Consider the following 19579-nt stretch of genomic DNA (forward strand, 5'->3'; position numbering starts at 1 on the left):
AGAACCCCTAGACATCATAGTCTTGGTGAGCCGTTACCTCACCAACAAACTAATGTCACGCATGCCCATCTAAAACCGCCGGAGCTTTAATCCCAAAAGGATGTCCTTTCGGAATGTTATGGGATATTAGCCCGCCTTTCGGCGAGTTGTGTCCCGGTTGAAGGTAGGTTGCATACGCGTTACGCACCCGTGCGCCACTCTCATCCAGATATTGCTACCCGGAATCCCGTTCGACTTGCATGTATTAAGCCTGCCGCTAGCGTTCATCCTGAGCCAGGATCAAACTCTCCATTGTAAAAAGTTGATCTTTAATGTCTCAAGATTTACTCACTCTTAATTCTCTCTGGAATTCGAGGATATTTGCTACTTGGCTTCTCATTATTTTCAAAGAACTTTTTTCTGTTTTCTCCTCCCGTTGTTTCTTCCGAAAGGGAGTGCAAAATTAATACTTTTTTTAATCCTGCAAGCTTTTTTGAAAAATTTTTTTTAATTATTTTTTTATCTCTTTTTTCAATCAACGTTTGGGGCTGCAAAAGTAAAACATTTTTTATCTCCTCCAAATTTATCTGAAAAAATTTTTGAACATTTTTATAAAGAACCTTTCGTCTAAAGCGGGTGCAAATATAGAACTATATTTTCGAATAAAACAAACCATTTATTTCTCTCCCTGTAATATTTCTTTGAAACCGTTTAAAATGAATTCATTTGATTGAAAAATAATTTTACAATCTCTGTTTCTTTCCGTCTGGTTTTTGACTTTTTTACATATTAAAAAACGTATATATCTGTATTTTAACTATCTGTCATTTTTACTCTTTTTACTTTATGTGCGAGAGTATTATCTTTTGTTTTACTTTTACAGTAATAATTTTTTATTCAGGTTATATTATGGTACGATTGCGTTATATAATTCAAAAAGCACTGTTTTGCAGCATCTTAGTATTTTGTCATTACGTATATGCACAACCTCCTCTCCCCAACAGTGCACTTTCTGCGAAGGATAACAGGTGGTTTACAGGTGGAAATATCGGATTTCAGTTTGGCGATCAAACATTTATTGATATTTCTCCGCTTTGTGGATATAAAGTAATCGAAAATTTTCACGCAGGAATTTCCGCAACCTATAAGTATTATCAGTACAAAAAAGCCTTTTATGATCCTTATCGCGCAAAATGGCTTTCCTATACAGGCAATATCATTGGAGGAAGTGTATTTGCCCGTTACTTTGTTATACCAGAGGTATTTGCCAATTTAGAATACGAAATGCTCTGGCTTTCGTTTGACGATTTTTACGATAATGGCAATACCATCTCCAAAGCCAGAGAAACCCGTTATGTTCCATCTTTGCTTGCCGGAGGAGGCTACAGGCAATATATTTCTGATAAAACAAGCTTTGATATTGTTGTATTATGGAACTTTCTCGAATCGCAGTATTCTCCTTACGATAACCCCATCATACGGATTGGGTTTTCGGTAGATTTATAAATATCAAGAAAGCCATAATCATGAGATTTACGGCTTTCTTGAAACAATTGTAACTACAAAAACTATTCAGGAATACGTTTTAATATTTCCAAGGTTAGATTCCAGAAACGCTGTACACTGGGGATATGCAAACTTTCGTCGGGAGAATGTGCTCCCTTGATAGTAGGTCCATAGGATACCATATCCATCCCCTGAATTTTTTCCCCTATTAAACCACATTCAAGTCCTGCATGTATAGCTAAAACTTTGGGGGTTACCTTAAATAATGATTCATAAGCAGTACGTGTTATTTCCAGTATTTCGCTATCGGGGTTCGGAGTCCATCCGGGATAACCATCGGAATGAGTAAACACCGCGCCCGCCAATACAAAAACACTCTCTACCATGGATGCCACATACATTTTGGCACTTTCCACAGAACTCCGTTGACTGGTAGTAATTTCTATATGATTATTCTTACATTTTACTGAGGCAAGATTTGTAGAGGTTTCCACAAAATCAGGGATATCAGCCGACATGGTAATCACGCCGTGCGGGCAGGCAAGTAATGTATGTATTAGCGTTTGCTGCGTAATTTCATCAAAAATACCGGATGGAGGTACTGTAGGAAGGCAACTGATTGCAAGCCCCGGTTCTGTTATCCTGTATTCAGTTTTGATACTATTTTCGAAATTTTTCACAAACGAAAGGAAAAGCAAGGACTTATCTTTAGGCAAAGTTACCAGCGCCTGCGCTTCTCTGGCAATGGCATTTCTCAGATTTCCCCCATCGAAATCGCTTAACCGCAATCCCCGTTTCGTTCCTTCAAACAACAGACGGGCAAGTATTTTATTAGCATTACCCCTGCCTTTATTGATATCGTCGCCAGAATGTCCTCCCAATAAACCCGACACCTTAATTATATAGGTATCTACATCCGAAGGTACCTGAGCCAACTTAATTGGCAATTTAGCAACGGTGTCAATTCCCCCGGCACAGCCTATAAATAATTCACCTTCGTCTTCCGAATCGAGGTTTAACAGTATTTTGCTGTTCAAATTGCGGGCATCGAGCCCGAAAGCCCCTGTAAGTCCGGTTTCTTCATCCACAGTAAACACACATTCGATGGGTCCGTGCTCAATATCGGTTGCTGCTAGCAATGCAAGCTGAGCGGCTATGCCTATGCCATCGTCGGCACCCAGTGTAGTTCCTTTTGCTTTAACCCATTCGCCATCAATATAGGGCTGAATGGGATCCCTGTCAAAATCATGAACAGTACCGTCGTTTTTTTCACACACCATATCAATATGGCTTTGCAGAATAACGGATTTTTTCTTTTCAAGCCCGGGAGTTGCCGGTTTGCGAATAATAATATTGCCCGTTGCATCTTTTACAGTGAATAGATTTCTCTTTTCCCCAAATGTAATGAGATATTCTGCAATTTTTTCTTCCTTTTTTGATGGACGGGGAATTTTACAGATTTCGTTGAAAAAGAACCAGAGCGAATCCGGTTGTAATGTAAGTATATCGTTAGTCATGTCCCTTTTTTTATTTGCGGCAAACTTAAAAAAATTTGAGAAATTCAAATACCTGGTTCCAGAAAATAACTTCCCAACAAAAACAACACGATTCTTATTTAAAATTCTATTTATATATGTTACAAACAAGATGTTATGTGTTTTTTCCATCCTGAAACCCATTCGGGGGCATTAATACTTACTAAAATGAAATCATTCAAACTTATTATTTTGCATAATAATTTTGATACCTTTGCTGCAATTTTTCAGACTAAACCCTTTTTAGTTTAAAAATCATAAATTCAATTATTTATAAAAAGTATTTTGATGAATATTCAACTTGAAAACACAGGCGAACTTACAGCTTCTATTACCGTTTTTATTCCTGAAACCGATTATAAGGAAAATGTTAACAAACTTCTGAAAGATTACCAGAAAAAAGCCAATATTCCGGGTTTCAGACCAGGGAATGTACCTTTCGGAATGATTAATCGTATGTATGGAAAAGCCGTAGTTGCCGAAGAAGTAAACAAAATCGCTTCCGAAGCATTAACGAACTATCTTAAAGACAATGCTATTGATATTTTAGGTCATCCCGTAGCCAATACAGAAAAAAGCCCGGCAATAAACTGGGACGAACAAAAAGACTTTACTTTTGTTTTCGATCTGGGTATAGCTCCTTCTATGAATATTGCTTTCGGAAAAGAGATTGAAGTTCCTTATTATCACATAAATATTACTGATTCCGACCTTGACAAACAAGTTCAGGACATTTGTAATCAGAATGGTACGCAAACTGAATCGGAAGTAGTTGCCGACAATGATATTATTACCGCACATTTTGCTGAAACCGATAAGGATGGAAACGATGTTGAAAACGGAATTGCACATTCAAGTGCCTTTATTACCAGCAGGATAAAAGATAATTCCATTAAAGAAAAAATAATCGGATTAAAAAAAGGTGAAAAAATAATTGTTGAAATTAAAAAAGCTTTCGAAGAGTTTGAGCTTACTTATATCCTTGGTGTTGAAAAGAATAAAATTGAAACCCTTCCGGTTTATTTTTCATTGACTCCTGAAACTATCAAACACAACCAGCCCGCAGAACTGAATACGGAATTATTTGGAAAAATCTTTGCAACTGATACACCCCAAACCGAAGAACAATTTCGCGAAAGGGTAAAACAAGATATGAGCAGTCAGCTTGTTAATGAAAGCGAAGGGAAATTTTTACACGATGTGAAAGACGTGTTATTGGAAAAAACCCAACTTCCGCTTCCCGATGCATTTCTTCAGCAATGGCTTCTTGAAATCAATGAAGGAAAAATAACACAGGAGCAACTCGAACAACAGTACCCCAGCTATGCCGAAAGCCTTCGCTGGCAGCTTATTGAAAACAAAATATTAAAAGGCAATAGCATCGAAGTTACACAAGAGGATATGCGCGAGTATGTGAAAGCCATTTTCAAAAGGACGGATACCGAAGAAACACCGGAACAATTGCAGGCTCTCGATCGCATTGCCGACTCTATCCTTGAAAATGAAGAACAAAGCAAACGCATCAACGACAAGATATACGACGAAAAGATGAACATATTTTTCAAAGAAAATTTTACTGTTCTGATCAAAGAAATTTCGTATTCCGATTTTTACGAAATGGTAATTAACCATCACCATTAATATTAAATACCTGTAAAATATGCAAAACAATGAATTTCGCAGATTTGCCATCAAACACCAGGGTATCAGCAGTATAACTTTAGATAAGTTTACTTCTATCACCGGAAGTTACATTTCCCCTACCATCATCGAAGAACGGCAACTCAATATCGCCACGATGGATGTATTCTCAAGATTGATGATGGATCGTATTATTTTCCTTGGCGTCCCTATTGACGATACTGTTGCAAACATCATTCAGGCACAATTACTTTTCCTTGAATCGGTGGATTCAAAGCGCGATATTCAGATTTATCTGAATTCTCCCGGCGGTTCGGTACATGCCGGATTGGGTATTTACGATACCATGCAATACATCTCTCCCGATATTGCAACTATCTGTACGGGAATGGCAGCTTCAATGGGAGCCATTCTGCTCTGCGCAGGCACAGAAGGCAAACGTACCGCACTAAGGCATTCACGCATCCTCATCCACCAACCCATGGGAGGAGCTGAAGGTCAGGCTTCTGATATCGAAATCACTGCCCGTGAAATTCAAAAAACAAAAAAAGAATTGTACGAAATCATTGCCCTGCACTCCAAACAACCGTACGAAAAAATATGGCAGGATGCCGACCGTGACTTCTGGATGACTGCCGAAGAAGCCCGCGAATACGGAATGATTGACGAAGTACTTATCAAAAACAAAAAATAAAATGGCAAAAACTGTTGAACGTTGTTCTTTTTGCGGAAGAAATAAAACCGAAGTGCAAATGCTTATTACCGGCTTAAATGCCTTTATATGCGATGTTTGTATAGAACAAGCCAATATTATTCTGAAAGAAGAATTGCCCTCGCTCAACAAGAATTCCTTTTCGCAAACCGATTTGCGTAAGCCCGCCGAAATAAAAAAATATCTCGATCAATATGTTATTGGGCAGGAAGAAGCCAAAAAAGTACTCTCAGTAGCCGTTTACAACCATTTCAAACGTATCAGCCAGCCTTACGACCGCGACGGACACGAAGTAGAAATAGAAAAATCGAATATTATCCTTGCTGGCGAAACGGGTACAGGGAAAACCCTGCTTGCACGTACCATAGCTAAAATGCTGAATGTCCCTTTTGCCATTGCCGATGCCACCGTGCTTACCGAAGCCGGTTACGTGGGCGAAGACGTGGAAACCATTCTTTCGCGCCTGCTACAGGCAGCCGATTTTAATGTGCCTGCAGCCGAAAAAGGAATTGTATTTATTGATGAAATTGACAAAATATCGCGCAAAAGCGATAATCCGTCCATTACCCGCGATGTTTCGGGTGAAGGTGTTCAACAGGCATTGCTAAAACTGCTCGAAGGGTCAGTTGTCAGCGTGCCTCCCCATGGGGGAAGAAAGCACCCCGAACAAAAAATGATAAGCATTAACACCCAGAATATCCTTTTCATTGCCGGAGGTGCTTTCGATGGTATTGACAGAAAAATTGCCGGACGTTTGCAAACCAATATCATCGGCTACAAAGCCGATAAAGAACGGCAAGCTCTGGATAAAAACAATCTTATCCAATACATTGCCCCACAAGATTTGCGAAGTTTCGGACTTATTCCTGAAATTGTTGGGCGTTTCCCGGTAATCTCTCACCTGAACCCTCTCGAAAAATCGGCTTTACGGCAGATACTCACCGAACCTAAAAATGCACTTGTAAAACAATATATCAAGCTGTTCGACATGGATGGCATCAAACTATCGTTTGATGACGATGTCCTTGATTTTATCGTAGATAAAGCCGTAGAATTCAAACTGGGTGCCCGCGGCTTGCGCTCCATCATCGAAAATATCATGACCGATGCCATGTTCGACCTGCCATCAAAAAAGAGTACTAAAAAATTTCATATTTCAACCGGATATGCCCGCGAAAAAATTGAAAAATCACAGCTTAACCTCCTTAAGGTAGCCTGACAGGCAATACTGTGTTCTTTTCAGCGTTGTAATAAACAACCAACATTTTCACGGCACAATTGTTGATTATAACATTGGATGCTAAACCAATGAAAAAAGTTATTTTCATATTATTTTTTCTCATTTCCGCCTACTGCGCAAACTCACAGGGAACCCACAAAAGTGATACTGTAACAAAAATTAAACTGTACAGGGTGGCGGCTGTTATCATCAATGGTGATACCGTTCCCTATATTGGCTTGCCGGAAGTAAAAATTTACGCCCATTCCAAATTTGCCAACCGCCATGCCGAAAAAAGGTACGACAAATTAGTACGTAACGTCAAAAAGGTATATCCTTACGCCAAATTAGCCGGGATACGGTATAAAGAATACAACGAGATGTTGCTGAAAGTGAAAAACGACAAAGAGAAGAAACGCCTGATGAAACAGGTGGAAGCCGACCTTAAAAAACAGTTTGGCCCCGAACTGGAGAAACTCACTTTTTCGCAGGGAAAAATTCTTCTTAAACTCATTGACCGCGAAACGGGTAACACTTCCTATGCAATCGTTGACGAATTCCGGGGGTGGTTTTCTGCCTTTTTCTGGCAGAGTTTTGCCAGGATATTCGGTTACAACTTAAAAGAACCCTACGACCCTTACGGTGAAGACAGCAATATCGAACTCATTGTGCTGATGATTGAAAACGGACAGATTTAAGGAGTTTTAAGTTGCGGTTGAAATTAAAGATTTTTATTTTTTACCGCAACCTTACAGCTCTTCATCCAGAACCGAGTTCTGGTTCTGGTTGTCTTCAAAATCGGCTACCACCTGAACTGCTTTTTCGTAATCAACACTTGATACAACCACTTTTACGGCACCTGCCCCACCCGGAGCTATGTGCCAGGGAGCCAGTGTTCCCCTTATTTCATCCAGCAGGAACGCTTGTACTTCCGCATTTTCCAGCAAGCTTTTTACCAAGCCGGCTTCCCATGCCGTTCCGGCAAAAACTTCTACAGCCCTGATTTCTTCTTCCATAAGTTTTATTCTGTTTACTTTATTCACTTTTTATTCTGATAAATTGCATCCCGGTTTTGTTTAAGTAAAACATTTCTTACCTTACCGAGTGTATTTTAGATCTTTTCGGGCAGCTTACTTTTTTTCCTGCGAAACAGGTCACCCAGGCGATCAAATTCTTTGCGGTAAAAAATACCTACCCCCTGCGTGTATAGCGAGTTATCGTTAAACAAATCGTAAGCATTCGATTTATTGTAAGCTTTTGCCCTCAACCTGCCGTCCTTGGTAATTTTCACCTCTACGTTCACATCACCAATAATAGCATTGTTGTTATTCGAAGTAGCTCCCTGGTAGTTTTGGGTTCCGTTTACTCCAAAGTTTCCGTCTATCAGCACCCGGTTGTTGAATAACTGTGTAGAAAGCGCCAGTTCAAGTTGTTCCGACGATATTTTATCGCCAGGGTGGTAATTCACCCCAATATCAAAGTCCTTGCTGATTTGCGAAAGCCAGTTGCTAAACTGATTCGACAGCAGTTCAAAACCGGAAGAGCCGACACTGGATGCAATAGAAGAACTCATGGCGCTGTAACTAAAACTATTTAAAACCAGCAGTGAAATCATTTGCTTGTTCATTTCCACCTGGTCGGTAGTATCAATCACATTGAACACCTGCTGGGCAATTTGTTCGTCAGAATTAGGCAAACGAATACGAAAGCTGATATCAGGATTGGTAAGTTTATTTTTCAGAATCAATATACAATCTACCGGAATGCGTTGAGCTATCAGAGAAGAATCAATAGGCAAACCGCTCAGGGAGGCTTTAAGAGAATAAACGGCACTCAGATTGATATTGGCATCAGCAGGATCGCCGTTCCATTTTATCATGCCACCTTTTTCGATAGAAAATTGCCGGTTAATCATATTTTGTAGGCTAAACTGGTAAGTACCCTCATTCATGGTATAATCGCCAAAAATTCTGAAATCACCTGCCGGGTTCACTCCCATTTTCAAATTTCCACTTCCTGTTACGCTGATATTGCCCATTTGCATCGGAAGAGATATCTTAATCCCGGCATCGGGTGTAACATTCACATCCATATCCAGGTTGACACCGGTAATCTCAGGCGTAAATTCAGAAATTTGTACCGTATCGGAAGCATTAACAAACCTAATAAAGTTGTTCTCCGAAACATCTGCAGTTAAATTTACCGGGATAAAAAGTTCGGTATTCTTTTCAGAAGCTACCTTCACCGAAATACTGATATTATTTACCGGGCCGGTTATTGCAACATCACCACCCACAAAGGCATTGCCGTAAAATTGGCTGTTGTGGTAATACTCAGTATGCAGTCCGGCTAACTTTTTCGTCTTTACCAATAAATCGAGGCGAAAATTTGCAAAATTATCATGCAAAATTTTTCCGCTGCAAACACCTGTATTTCCCAACGTGTCGTTTATAACCAAATCATTAAACCAAATTCTGTTATTATCAAAGTTTACATCATGTGCAAAAGAATACAATACGTTCAGGTAGTCCACCCTGAACTCAGAACGCATTAAGTGGAGCTTACCTGTCAGTTCCGGTTTTTCCGTCGTACCCTTTAACCGGAAATCGCCGCTGGCATAGCCTTTCAGGTCAGAAAAAATTCCCTTTACAAAGGGTGTTAAGGTTTTTACCTTTAAATTTTTTAGATTAATATCAAGATTCAGGTTTTCGGCAGATTTCCCGGGTGTGTACGTGCCTTTGCAGGTAAGCGGGTAACTAATGCCAACATTTCCGGTATATTCTATCGTTGCATTAATATCCAATGTTTTTTGCTCATTATCCCAGCTTGAATTCAGCATCAGGTCACCCAGTTCTTCTTTACTGAAACAAAATTTCCGTAGTTTCACATTACAAAGCAAGCCGGTAGCATGATACACATCGGTAAGGGCTACATTTCCATCTAAAATACCGTCAATATCAAGTTTTGACCTGCCTGTTATAAAATCTAAATAATCAATATTGAAATCATGAATAGAAATATTCAGCCTGTCCAAAGGATCAGGAGAGATAATACCGTTTATGCCCAGCGACTGGCTCTTACTTTTACAGGTAAGATTGTAAAAATTAATGGAATTGGAATCAACCATAACAATATTATCAGGGGCAACTGTCCACAGCGAATCATTAATCAACATTTCCCCATGCATTATCCTGAGTAACACCTGGGGATAACGGGTAAAATTTGCATACCCTGACAGTTGTCCTTTATTCCTGTTGATATGGGTATAATCGTCCCAGTTTATCCGGTAGTTAATACTGTCGCCATATATTTCTGCCTCCAGGTACAAGCTGTCGAGCCCCAGCGAAAGAGAGTCATCCCTTTGAGGTTCTTTCAGTACAAGGTATTTACAACCAGTATTTACAATAAATTCCTTTTTCTTGCTCTTCCCGTTAAGTGTCCAGTTCCGGAATTTAATACCGTTCAGCACTATTTCCTTGGCGCTTCCGTTTATGCTTAGTTCTTCGTTCTGCGAATCGTAAGTCCCTTCAAATTTTGTCTGTGGGGTTACGATTAACTGAGGTAAAAATAATTCGCTGAGAGCCGAGGTATTTTTGAGAAGGATATAATAAACAAAATTTTGTTTCGAACTGGCATCGGTAAGAGTATCCGAACGTAAAATTACCGAAGGGAGATAATGGTTCAATATCGAATTGAATGAGCGGTAAAAATTCAGGAAAGTAAATTTTCCGCTGAAGGTAGCATCAACAAAATCGGAAGCCAAAACAAGTGTACGGTTGTTGTCCCTGATATTTTCCGTTTTCAGCCCGAGGTGCTCCATATGGTAGATTTTCCCGTTCTCGGTATAACTTGTATTGTCGAAACGCAGTTCTCCCTGAAGATTATCAATAGTATTTCCCCTGAAATTACATGCCATGCTTGTATTTAGTTCCGAAAGGCTATCGCGTTGTGTAAGCTGTAACTTATTGAGCTTCGCGTGTTGTATATTGGAAACAAAATTAAATACCGGCAAAGTATCATTAAAGTCAACCAGCCCGGTAAAGTCGAAACCGATATTTTTATCGTCAACATTCAGCACTCCATTGAATTTTCGGTTTATAAAATCTCCTTTTACTATGATATTGCTGTAATTTAACCCTTTAAAATTAAGAGAATCAATAGTACCATTCATCGTAATATTTAAATTTTCAGTAGTTACCCCTGATCCTTCCAGCTCCAGGTGGGTATTTAATTTTCCAAAGTATTCCTTTGCCGACATTAATGTTCCCAAATCGAAACTTTTGGCAGTTAATTGCCCGTTGTACGAAAGGGTGCGAAGTGCAAGATTATTTTTTACCGAAATATCCGTTGACAGCTTTCCCAGTTCGGTATTAAAAACTGCATTCGAAACAAAATCGTTATAAAAACCCGTAAACAATCCTTTAATTTCCAAATCACCAAAAGCAAGCAGTTTTTCAGGAATAGCAAGGGTATTATTTTCGCCCGGGAGTTTAAATTTTTGCAGATCGGCAACATTTGTATAGAAATCATCAATGGCACAATGGATAAATGTTTCTTTTATGTTGGGCAAACCTGTCATTGAAATATTTCCCTTAAACCGGGTAGTTTCCCCCATGCCGAACAAAAAATTCTTGGTTTTCAGATTGCTGACTTCTCCCTTTACTATACCTTCAAGCGAAAGAGTATTATCCATACCTTTCATTGCAGGGGCAAAGTATGCAATATCATTCAAATTTAAATCTGAAGGAAAGATAGTAGAATTAATTTTCACACTATCAACAAAATAATTAAATGCGTAGTAATTAGGATATGAAAAGGATAAGTCAAGTAATAAATCCGAATCAGGAGTCTTTATTACAAGGTTTTGCGTAAAAATTTCCCTTGAACTTACCCTGGCTTTTGCCGATAAATGTTCCAGTGTAAAGCCACAACGTTCGCGACAGCTTAAATGCAGAATGTCGCCCGAAATGGTATCTCCAACTACGCTCAAATGGTCGGCTGAAAGGTTAAGATGCGTGATTGCGAGATGCTCATAATTCATCCCGGGATAGCCCGATTTTTTGCTTTGATTGTAGTATTCAAATTTTGAACCTTTAATATCAATTGCATCGCAACTTATTTTCCAGGGTTTGGCTGCCTTGGTTTCAGAAGTTGTAGGTTTTGTACCTGAAGAAAAAAAATCAATCAGAAACTGGAGGTTAAGGTATTCTTCATCTTTATATTTTATCAAACTGAAACCGGCATGATCAATCACAATCTTCCTGATTTTCAGATGGCGTGTTCTAATAGATACGTTACCTATTTTTAGGCTTATACTCTGAGAAGCAAGAAGTGTATCTTTATGCAAATCAATAATTAATACATTTTTAAGTTTTACTTTTCTGAATCCGGTAACGCTCAGTTCCCCAATGGAAATCTGTGTATGCAAACGGGCAGAAAGAAAGGTAGCAGTACGGGATGCCAGGTAGGTTTGTACTTTCGGAACCTGAAGCAACCCCACGAGTACTACAAAGAATAATAGTATTCCGAGCAGTGTTTTAATCAATATTTTAAGAAGCTTTTTTTTGATAACTTTGCCGCTGATTTTGATTTTTACAAAAATAAAATAAAAACGGTGCACATTTACATTTTAGGAATAGAATCCTCCTGCGACGATACTTCTGCTGCCGTACTTTGCAATAACGTAGTTTTGTCCAATTGTATTGCCAGTCAGGAAATCCATCGCAAATTTGGCGGAGTAGTACCCGAACTGGCTTCGAGGGCACACCAACAAAATATCATCCCGGTAATCCACCAGGCACTTCATTTATCCGGAATCAGTAAGGAACAATTGCATGCTGTTGCATTTACCCAAGGTCCAGGACTTTTAGGCTCACTGCTGGTAGGAATTTCTTTTGCCAAAGCTTTTGCATTCGGGCTAGGTATTCCGCTGTTGGAAGCCGACCACCTCCAAGCCCATGTGCTCGCACATTTTATTCAAAATCCTAACACACCTGAAAAAGTTCCCGCTTTCCCCTTTCTCTGCCTTATCGTATCGGGAGGGCATACCCAGATTGTCCGTGTTGACGATTATTTTAAAATGCAAATTATTGGACAAACGATTGACGATGCTGCCGGGGAAGCTTTTGATAAAGCAGCAAAAATTATGGGACTCCCCTATCCCGGAGGTCCTTTGATTGATACACTGGCTACGAATGGAAATCCTAACGCTTTTAGGTTTCCCAAACCTTCAATACCTTTATTGAATTTCAGTTTCAGCGGTTTAAAAACTTCTTTTCTGTATTTTATTCGCGATAACCTGAAAATAAATCCCCAATTTATTGAGGAGAACAAAAATGATTTGTGTGCATCATTACAGCATACGATAATTCAAATATTAATGGAGAAATTGCAGGAAGTCGTAAAAATTACCGGAATTCAGCGCGTGGCTGTTGCCGGAGGTGTTTCAGCCAATTCGGCATTGCGTAAAGCCATGCTTGAAAAGCAGGAAAATGCAGGATGGGAGGTTTTTATTCCTGATTTTGCATTTACTACCGACAATGCAGCCATGATTGCCGTTACCGGCTATTACAAATACCTCAAAAATAACTTTGGTTCACTGAAATCGAAACCATATTCGCGAAGCAAACTGTAAAAATCTACCAGATGGATATTTCAGTAACAATGACCAGTTCAACTTTCAATACTTTTATCCATAGGTTGCATCTTCGCCTGCAAAAGCCATTGCCGGGTAAAGCCGCCCAGATAAAAATGGCTCCAGCCCATCGTATAAAAGATATTGTTGCTTTGGATCAATATTTGTTGTTGCGCGATAGTGCTGTATTGCTGTTGCTGTATCCCGACGAAGGTTCCTTGTATATTCCACTAATTCAACGTCCTGTTTATAATGGACCTCATAGCGGTCAGGTTTCTCTTCCGGGAGGAAAAACAGAAAAATATGATTCAGGGCTTGAGCAGACTGCCATCAGGGAAAGTGTGGAAGAAATTGGTATTGATGTTGAAAAATGCACCGTCATTGGGCAGCTTACCCAATTGTACATTCCTCCAAGTTATTTCAGGGTACAGCCTTTTGTTGCATTTTCTTCCGTAAAACCACAATTTGTAACCGATAAAAAAGAAGTAGAAAAACTTCTTGAAGTTAATCTTATACACCTTCTTGACGACGCTAATCTGAGCATACAATCTTTCTCTTTCAAGTCGGGAGTTACATTTGAGGCTCCCTGTTTTAAGGTAAACAACACCATTATTTGGGGAGCGACCGCAATGATTTTAAGTGAATTCCTTACAGCTATCAGAGAATGTTGATTGTATAGTTTATCTTGGCTGTTTTCGCCTTCAAAACTGCAGGCAATCTGAATTTTCTCATACACTTCAGGATGTGTTTCTGTAACTTTTTCCGTAATTTCCATACTGAAATCATCGGGAACGATTTTCATCTTTGCAAGTAGAAAAACCACGTCCATGCCTGAACATCCTCCAACGGCTGCTAAAAGCAAGAGTTTAGGGCGAGTTGCCGCCCACCGGTTTCGTCGGCATCCATACGGATGATATGTCCGTTTACCCGGGCATCAAATGCCATATTTTTCTGCCAGTGTATTTTTGTTTTGTGCTGCATATCTTTCATTTCAACCCGATAAATTGTTTATTTTTTCTCTTCAGAGAAAACCTGAGCCTCAAAAGTATAAATTTCAGCGTCTTTCCATTCATCCCAACTTATTCCGGCTTTATCACGGGCACAATGTCCGAGAAATTCCTCCGTATTCCAGCCTTCTTCAATGGCAATCTGAGGCAAAAAAGTACCTGAATCGGAACCTTTAACAATATAAATACCATGCTTCCCAAGGATTATTTCCTCAGGCGAAAAAATTTTGTGCAGCGGAGAAATTAAGGATATCTCGATTGTAATGGCACCAAGCTCGTCCTCATTTACTCCTGGGAAACGATAATCGCTAACTGCAGCAGCGATAGCCATTTCACTAACAGTTTGATATATTGGTTTTTCTGAAGAAAATACTCCAATACAGCCTCTCAGGCTACCCCATTCTTTCAGAGTAACAAAAACTCCACCGGTTTTATTAAGCGTTTCAGATAAAGTATCGTTTGCAAAAGCGGGAATTTTACCTTTCTGCAGATATTCTTCAAGGGTTTTACGGGCAATGGTTATGCAATCGTATTTATCCTTATTACTTAGTGTAAATATATTCTGAAGCTTTTTCCCCTCAAAAGCCAGGGAAAAATAACCAACCACTTTGTTTTTGTCGCCGTAGGGTGAGTCTCCTGAGTTTTTGTAAATAATCGGTTTTACCTGAATTTCTGGATTATCGTAGGTCAAATACAACAATGTTAAAACTACATTCCATCCACAGAGATTGGTTATCAGGTGAGGAATATTTTTTCGCCCTATTGCATTAATGGTTTCCGTAAGCGCTTCGGGTGAATTTTTAATTATAGCATTAGCCGTTAAACTGTCAATAGTTCCTGCGTTTTTACTATCAGGATAATGCGAAAAATCTGTGCTGATTACAAACAGGTTTTTTTCATTAAAATAAGGACGAAGAGCTTCGGCTATGGTTTTACAATCGGTAGTAGTCTGGCTTCCTATTACTATGGGTAATATCCGGAAAGGTTTTTTTAAATAATACTGCAAAAAGGGCAATTGTACCTCAATGCTGTGTTCCGAAGCATCAGCTTGTGGGTTATAGGTAAAAATTTCATTTTTTTGCAACAGTTCGTCTGCAAGCTGCGTATTTACTGGAACTTCACCAAGCGGAGTGATGTAATTTCCACAGTTATAAACTGATGCGCCTTTAAAATCCACCCGGTGACTTGTTCCTATGATAAAAATATTTTCGTAAGTGTTATTTCTATCCAATTGACTGTAAGAGGATGCAGCCACTTCTCCCGAAAAAACATACCCGGCATGTGGGCAAATTAAAGCCCTGATATTTTCTGTTTGTCGCGACGCAGCTTTCCGAAACAATAACTGTAAATTTCGGCTGAGTTCAGCACTGTCAGAAGAATAAAACTGACCTGCTACAGTTGCAGCCCGAAGTTTCGGGCTTGGATTAGAGGTAGAAAACTGTGAATAGCTGTATTGGATTATCAAACAAAACCAAGCTATTAACAGATAACCTTTCTTCATGAGAATAGATTTATTTCACTGGAAAACGAAGCGGCTAATATAAGAATACCCTGCAAACCCGGTATTTTTTATTAGGATTTAATTACTGAATTTTTTTCTTCCTCGTTATGATAGATGTCGAGTGCAACTATGATGGCAATGAAACCCCAAAAAGGTACCGCAGCTTTATCGGTATCAAGAAAATTATTCATTATGCCATGAAAGTAATATGTAATTAAAGCTAAAAGGGTTACTAAGCTTATTAATTTTATCTCTCTGCTTTTCGCCTTTTTATAAACATTTAATCCGGAATACACTACCGTGATAAGAATACCAAAAACGGTTAACATACCAATAAAACCCGTTTCCGCCAGAGGTCCTATATATTCGCTATGGGCATTTCCCATATCACCGGCATTTGTGCTGATGATAGTTTTCTCTTTCGACCGTTGAAAAGGAGCATACACGAACTGATAAGTTCCCGGTCCCCATCCAAGAAAAGGTCGTTCGTTATACATTCTTAATGCACTTTGCCAACGGTTGATACGCTCAAGGTTGGATGCATCTGACGAAATATTGGTAATAGATTGTATATGTTCTACAAAATTTGCTGAAGAATCTTGTTTGTTTTTTTCAAGCGCATCAAGTATTTGCCATTGAAAAGCAAAAAACAGTCCTATTATGCTAATTACAGAAAATGCTATCCACTTGAACTTAATTTTTAAAATTATCAGAATATAAACACCAAAAGCAAAAATAAGACTAATCCAGGCGGCTCTGCAAAACGACAGAGTCAAAGCAATAAGTAAAACAACAAGTACAAAAAATGAAATTATTCTTTGTTTCTTTTGGTATTGCTTATTAAAAATAAAGCCAACTACAACAGGTACAAACATCGCTAAGGCTGCACCATAAGCAGTATGATCATTATAAAACGGTGTCATTACAAAATGTCCCGATTTTTCATCAAACCCATATGAAGAATGCTGAATAATTGTGTACGCAATTACAATAAGCAACGGTATAATATATAGCCAGCTAAAAAGTTTAATTGTAGAAATTTTTCTAAATAGCTGCGTACCTATAAAATAAAAAGGAACAATAAACCAAAGTCTTGAGAAGAAGAATTTGAATGAAACCAGGGGGAGTTCACTCGTAATGCTGGTAATCAGAATCCAGAATAAATATATGAAAATAGCAATGCTTACACGGTGGAAAGTTACTTTTCTATCGAACTGATTATCGTAAAACAATTTAAAGATGAATAACAGCAACACTCCCAGCATCATTGGTTCGGTGGGTAAAGAAACACCCACATCTATATCATAATCACGGAAGTTGATAGCTAAAGGGGTAAGAAATGTTATTATTAGCAGAATTTTGTCCAGACTATAAATGTAAAACATCCCAATTACGATTAATACCGGCAATAATAAACCCCAATAAATATCCTTGGTAATTAAATAAGCATTAAAAGCAACAAAAGATAGACTAATTAGATAAACAATAATATACTTGTTTTTTTCTGATAAAGCATATCCTGTAAGTTGTTTTAAAATATTTTTCAACACAAAAGAATTTAGCTTTTTTACATTTCGGCAATAGCCTGTTTCTTATTTCGGTAATTTTCCACAACAGAAATACCTATTATTGAAAACAATAAAGATGCTGTTATGGTATAGAGTAAAATGAGAGCGCGTTTGGGAAACGCTTTTTTATCAGCCACAACTGGACTGCTAACCATATTCGAAAAAGTAAATTCTTTTTTTGAGTCTTTAACTGCTTTTTCGTATTGAGCATACAAGTCGCTGTACTCGCGCATTAAATCATAAATTCTTGTATTATAAATCACAAACTCGCCACCTTTTTGTTCAATATTCTTTTTTAATTTTAATACTTCGGGTGTATTTATCCGTGAGGAATTATTTCCATCAACCGTACGCAGGTACCCCCTTGCTACCTCACGGGTTTGGTTACCATAATCAATGATTCCATATTCTGTTCTCAATGTATGCAATTTGTTTTCTACAGAATCTATTTCCTTCTGCTTGTCATCCAATTGTTTTTTACATACGGTTACAACTTCATCATACTTAATTTTATGAATATTATGAACTTTTTTGTTGTAAAAATCAAGGATAGAATATACAATATCATAAGCTGTTTTAGGGTCGGTATCCATAACATCAATTTTAACCGAAGCATACTGAGTTTTGGTTATATTCACATTTTTGCCCCAGAAATAGCTCAGCAGACTGTAATATTCCTTATCATTGACATTAATATCATAATGCCGGATGAGTTCGTATTTTTTCACTACGCTATCCATAATATCTTTTGAATTCAGCCATTGTAACATTTGTTCTGTTTCGGTTTCATCAGAATATGGAGCTATGTTTGATGGATATACAATTGCTGTAGATTTATATTTGGGCTTAATAAAAATCGAGCTCGAAAAAAATAGCGACAGAAATGCTGCCAATGCTGTAATGACAACGATGTGCCATTTCCACTTTAACAATATTTTAAGCAGATTTAAATTATTAAAATAGTTTTCCATATTCTGAGGCAGGTTTGTAATATAATTTTTTGAATTTTTTGTGATTGTTTCCTGAAGAGTGCTGGCAGGCAATTTTACTTCCGGGCTAATTTTTTCTTCAATTTTGTTATTTAATATTTTGGGAGGAGGCTCTTTAACGACTTTGGGGGTTGATTCTGGTAATTTTGATATAATTTCATCTTTTTCAGAAATGATGATTCCCTGTTTATTTTCAGGTTTTAGAGTAAGTATTTCTTTTTTTTTAAAATATTCCGATTTTTTAACATTGTCATAGATAATAATAATAAGCAGAGTCATCAAAAAAGATGAAACTGTTGTTATCAAAACTATTATCCAACGAATGGGGTATGAGTTCTTTTCGGCTTTAAAGGCGCTATTAACCACAAATTTTTGTGGGAGTATCTGTTCAGCATCTATTTTGGCTTCATCATATTTTGTTTTGACTAAACTTAATTGTTTCTTTTCGTGTTCCAAAGCATCACGCAGTGAAACATAGGCAGTTCCATAAATGGCAAGTTTATCAAGGTTTTCCTGAATCCTCTTGATTCCAGACGTATTTCCTTTTGCTAATTCTATCGCCAACTGCTGGTTCATCATTTCAGCCTGGGTTTCGTAATCGTTTACACCTAATTTTCGTAATACCGATAACGAATCCTCCATCTGTTTTATCTCGGATTTTAATTTTTCATATTCTGCTTCTACAATTCTAAAACCTTTTTGTGCACGATCTTTTTGTATCTGATTTTTAACAGTATCAAGTAAATCTGATATATCATTGGCTATATTGGCAGCTATCTGCGGGTCTTTATCATAAACGGTAATCTGTACTGCCATGTATTCTGTTCTGCGAAAACGAATATTATTGTCGTATTGTTTATAAAGTTTAGTATATTTATACTTTGAATTTGTTTCCAAATTATAATGCTCAATTAAATTATATTTTTCAATAATTTTTTCACGTATTTTATTCGAATTAAGCATCTGAAGCATTTGCTCAGTTTGTTCTTCCACTCCAAACTCAAGTATATCATGTTTGTTGCCATCATTATCGCCTAATAATGCTTTGGATATTGCATTTGAAGATGTTGGGAACATTACTACCGTTGCCCTGTACAAAGGGGTAATAAAAAAAGGAGAAGAAAAAATGACAGAAGAAACTATGGCAAAAACTGTAACAATAATAAGGGGTTTTTGCCATTGTAAAATAAAAATAATAATATTAGTAGAATTAAATTCTTTATTTTCTTTATGATTATTTGCCATTTCCATCGAAAAATTTTAGAAAGCCAAAAATATAAATTTAAAT

At 37.9% G+C, this 19579-nt stretch carries 15 protein-coding genes and 1 rRNA gene; 7 read left to right on the forward strand and 9 right to left on the reverse strand.

The window, feature by feature from the left end:
• Positions 1 to 295, reverse strand: a 16S ribosomal RNA gene (locus M0R21_02190); the annotation flags it as partial.
• A 28-nt stretch (positions 296 to 323) separates the two neighbouring features.
• The gene (locus M0R21_02195) at positions 324 to 560 is read right to left on the reverse strand and encodes a hypothetical protein (GenBank protein MCK9616623.1); all 237 of its coding nucleotides are present in this window, start codon (positions 558 to 560) and stop codon (positions 324 to 326) included.
• 328 nt (positions 561 to 888) lie between these two features.
• Here M0R21_02195 and M0R21_02200 point away from each other — a divergent pair, with 328 nt between their 5' ends.
• The gene (locus M0R21_02200) at positions 889 to 1485 is read left to right on the forward strand and encodes a hypothetical protein (protein ID MCK9616624.1); all 597 of its coding nucleotides are present in this window, start codon (positions 889 to 891) and stop codon (positions 1483 to 1485) included.
• A 62-nt stretch (positions 1486 to 1547) separates the two neighbouring features.
• Here the strand turns inward: M0R21_02200 and M0R21_02205 are convergent, their stop codons facing one another.
• Entirely contained in the window at positions 1548 to 3002 is a 1455-nt protein-coding gene (locus tag M0R21_02205; GenBank protein MCK9616625.1) for an aminoacyl-histidine dipeptidase, read from the reverse strand.
• Between the two features lie 306 nt (positions 3003 to 3308).
• Here M0R21_02205 and tig point away from each other — a divergent pair, with 306 nt between their 5' ends.
• The 4 genes from tig (at position 3309) to M0R21_02225 (ending at position 7290) form a co-directional block, all read left to right on the forward strand.
• Complete coding sequence (gene tig / locus M0R21_02210; protein ID MCK9616626.1) at positions 3309 to 4661, forward strand: trigger factor; 1353 nt, start codon at positions 3309 to 3311, stop codon at positions 4659 to 4661.
• A gap of 19 nt (positions 4662 to 4680) precedes the next feature.
• Positions 4681 to 5355 (forward strand): ATP-dependent Clp endopeptidase proteolytic subunit ClpP, encoded by a 675-nt coding sequence (gene clpP / locus M0R21_02215; protein MCK9616627.1) that lies wholly within the window; start codon positions 4681 to 4683, stop codon positions 5353 to 5355.
• A gap of 1 nt (position 5356) precedes the next feature.
• Positions 5357 to 6592 (forward strand): ATP-dependent Clp protease ATP-binding subunit ClpX, encoded by a 1236-nt coding sequence (clpX, locus tag M0R21_02220; GenBank protein MCK9616628.1) that lies wholly within the window; start codon positions 5357 to 5359, stop codon positions 6590 to 6592.
• An 89-nt stretch (positions 6593 to 6681) separates the two neighbouring features.
• Positions 6682 to 7290, forward strand: a complete 609-nt coding sequence (locus M0R21_02225; protein MCK9616629.1) for a DUF4294 domain-containing protein — start codon at positions 6682 to 6684, stop codon at positions 7288 to 7290.
• 51 nt (positions 7291 to 7341) lie between these two features.
• On the opposite strand, the gene M0R21_02230 is transcribed toward M0R21_02225, so the two are convergent.
• Positions 7342 to 7635, reverse strand: coding sequence for a DUF2007 domain-containing protein (locus tag M0R21_02230; protein ID MCK9616630.1), 294 nt, complete (start codon positions 7633 to 7635; stop codon positions 7342 to 7344).
• A 68-nt stretch (positions 7636 to 7703) separates the two neighbouring features.
• A complete protein-coding gene (locus M0R21_02235; GenBank protein ID MCK9616631.1) occupies positions 7704 to 12137 on the reverse strand; it encodes a translocation/assembly module TamB domain-containing protein in 4434 nt (1477 codons plus the stop codon).
• A 69-nt stretch (positions 12138 to 12206) separates the two neighbouring features.
• On the opposite strand from M0R21_02235, the gene tsaD reads away from it, so the two are divergent.
• Positions 12207 to 13226, forward strand: a complete 1020-nt coding sequence (gene tsaD, locus M0R21_02240; GenBank protein MCK9616632.1) for a tRNA (adenosine(37)-N6)-threonylcarbamoyltransferase complex transferase subunit TsaD — start codon at positions 12207 to 12209, stop codon at positions 13224 to 13226.
• A gap of 11 nt (positions 13227 to 13237) precedes the next feature.
• The gene (locus M0R21_02245) at positions 13238 to 13897 is read left to right on the forward strand and encodes a CoA pyrophosphatase (GenBank protein ID MCK9616633.1); all 660 of its coding nucleotides are present in this window, start codon (positions 13238 to 13240) and stop codon (positions 13895 to 13897) included.
• Between the two features lie 181 nt (positions 13898 to 14078).
• Here the strand turns inward: M0R21_02245 and M0R21_02250 are convergent, their stop codons facing one another.
• From M0R21_02250 to M0R21_02265, 4 genes are all read right to left on the reverse strand, one after another.
• Positions 14079 to 14216 (reverse strand): hypothetical protein, encoded by a 138-nt coding sequence (locus M0R21_02250; protein MCK9616634.1) that lies wholly within the window; start codon positions 14214 to 14216, stop codon positions 14079 to 14081.
• Between the two features lie 18 nt (positions 14217 to 14234).
• Positions 14235 to 15734, reverse strand: coding sequence for an AmmeMemoRadiSam system protein B (gene amrB / locus M0R21_02255; GenBank protein ID MCK9616635.1), 1500 nt, complete (start codon positions 15732 to 15734; stop codon positions 14235 to 14237).
• Positions 15735 to 15805: 71 nt separating this feature from the next.
• Positions 15806 to 17281 carry an O-antigen ligase family protein gene (locus M0R21_02260; GenBank protein MCK9616636.1) on the reverse strand — a complete coding sequence of 492 codons (1476 nt, stop codon included), beginning with the start codon at positions 17279 to 17281 and terminating at the stop codon, positions 15806 to 15808.
• A 20-nt stretch (positions 17282 to 17301) separates the two neighbouring features.
• Positions 17302 to 19536 carry a Wzz/FepE/Etk N-terminal domain-containing protein gene (locus tag M0R21_02265; protein MCK9616637.1) on the reverse strand — a complete coding sequence of 745 codons (2235 nt, stop codon included), beginning with the start codon at positions 19534 to 19536 and terminating at the stop codon, positions 17302 to 17304.
• Positions 19537 to 19579: the final 43 nt, after the last annotated feature.

Source organism: Lentimicrobiaceae bacterium (genome assembly GCA_023227965.1).
GTDB lineage: Bacteria > Bacteroidota > Bacteroidia > Bacteroidales > JALOCA01 > JALOCA01.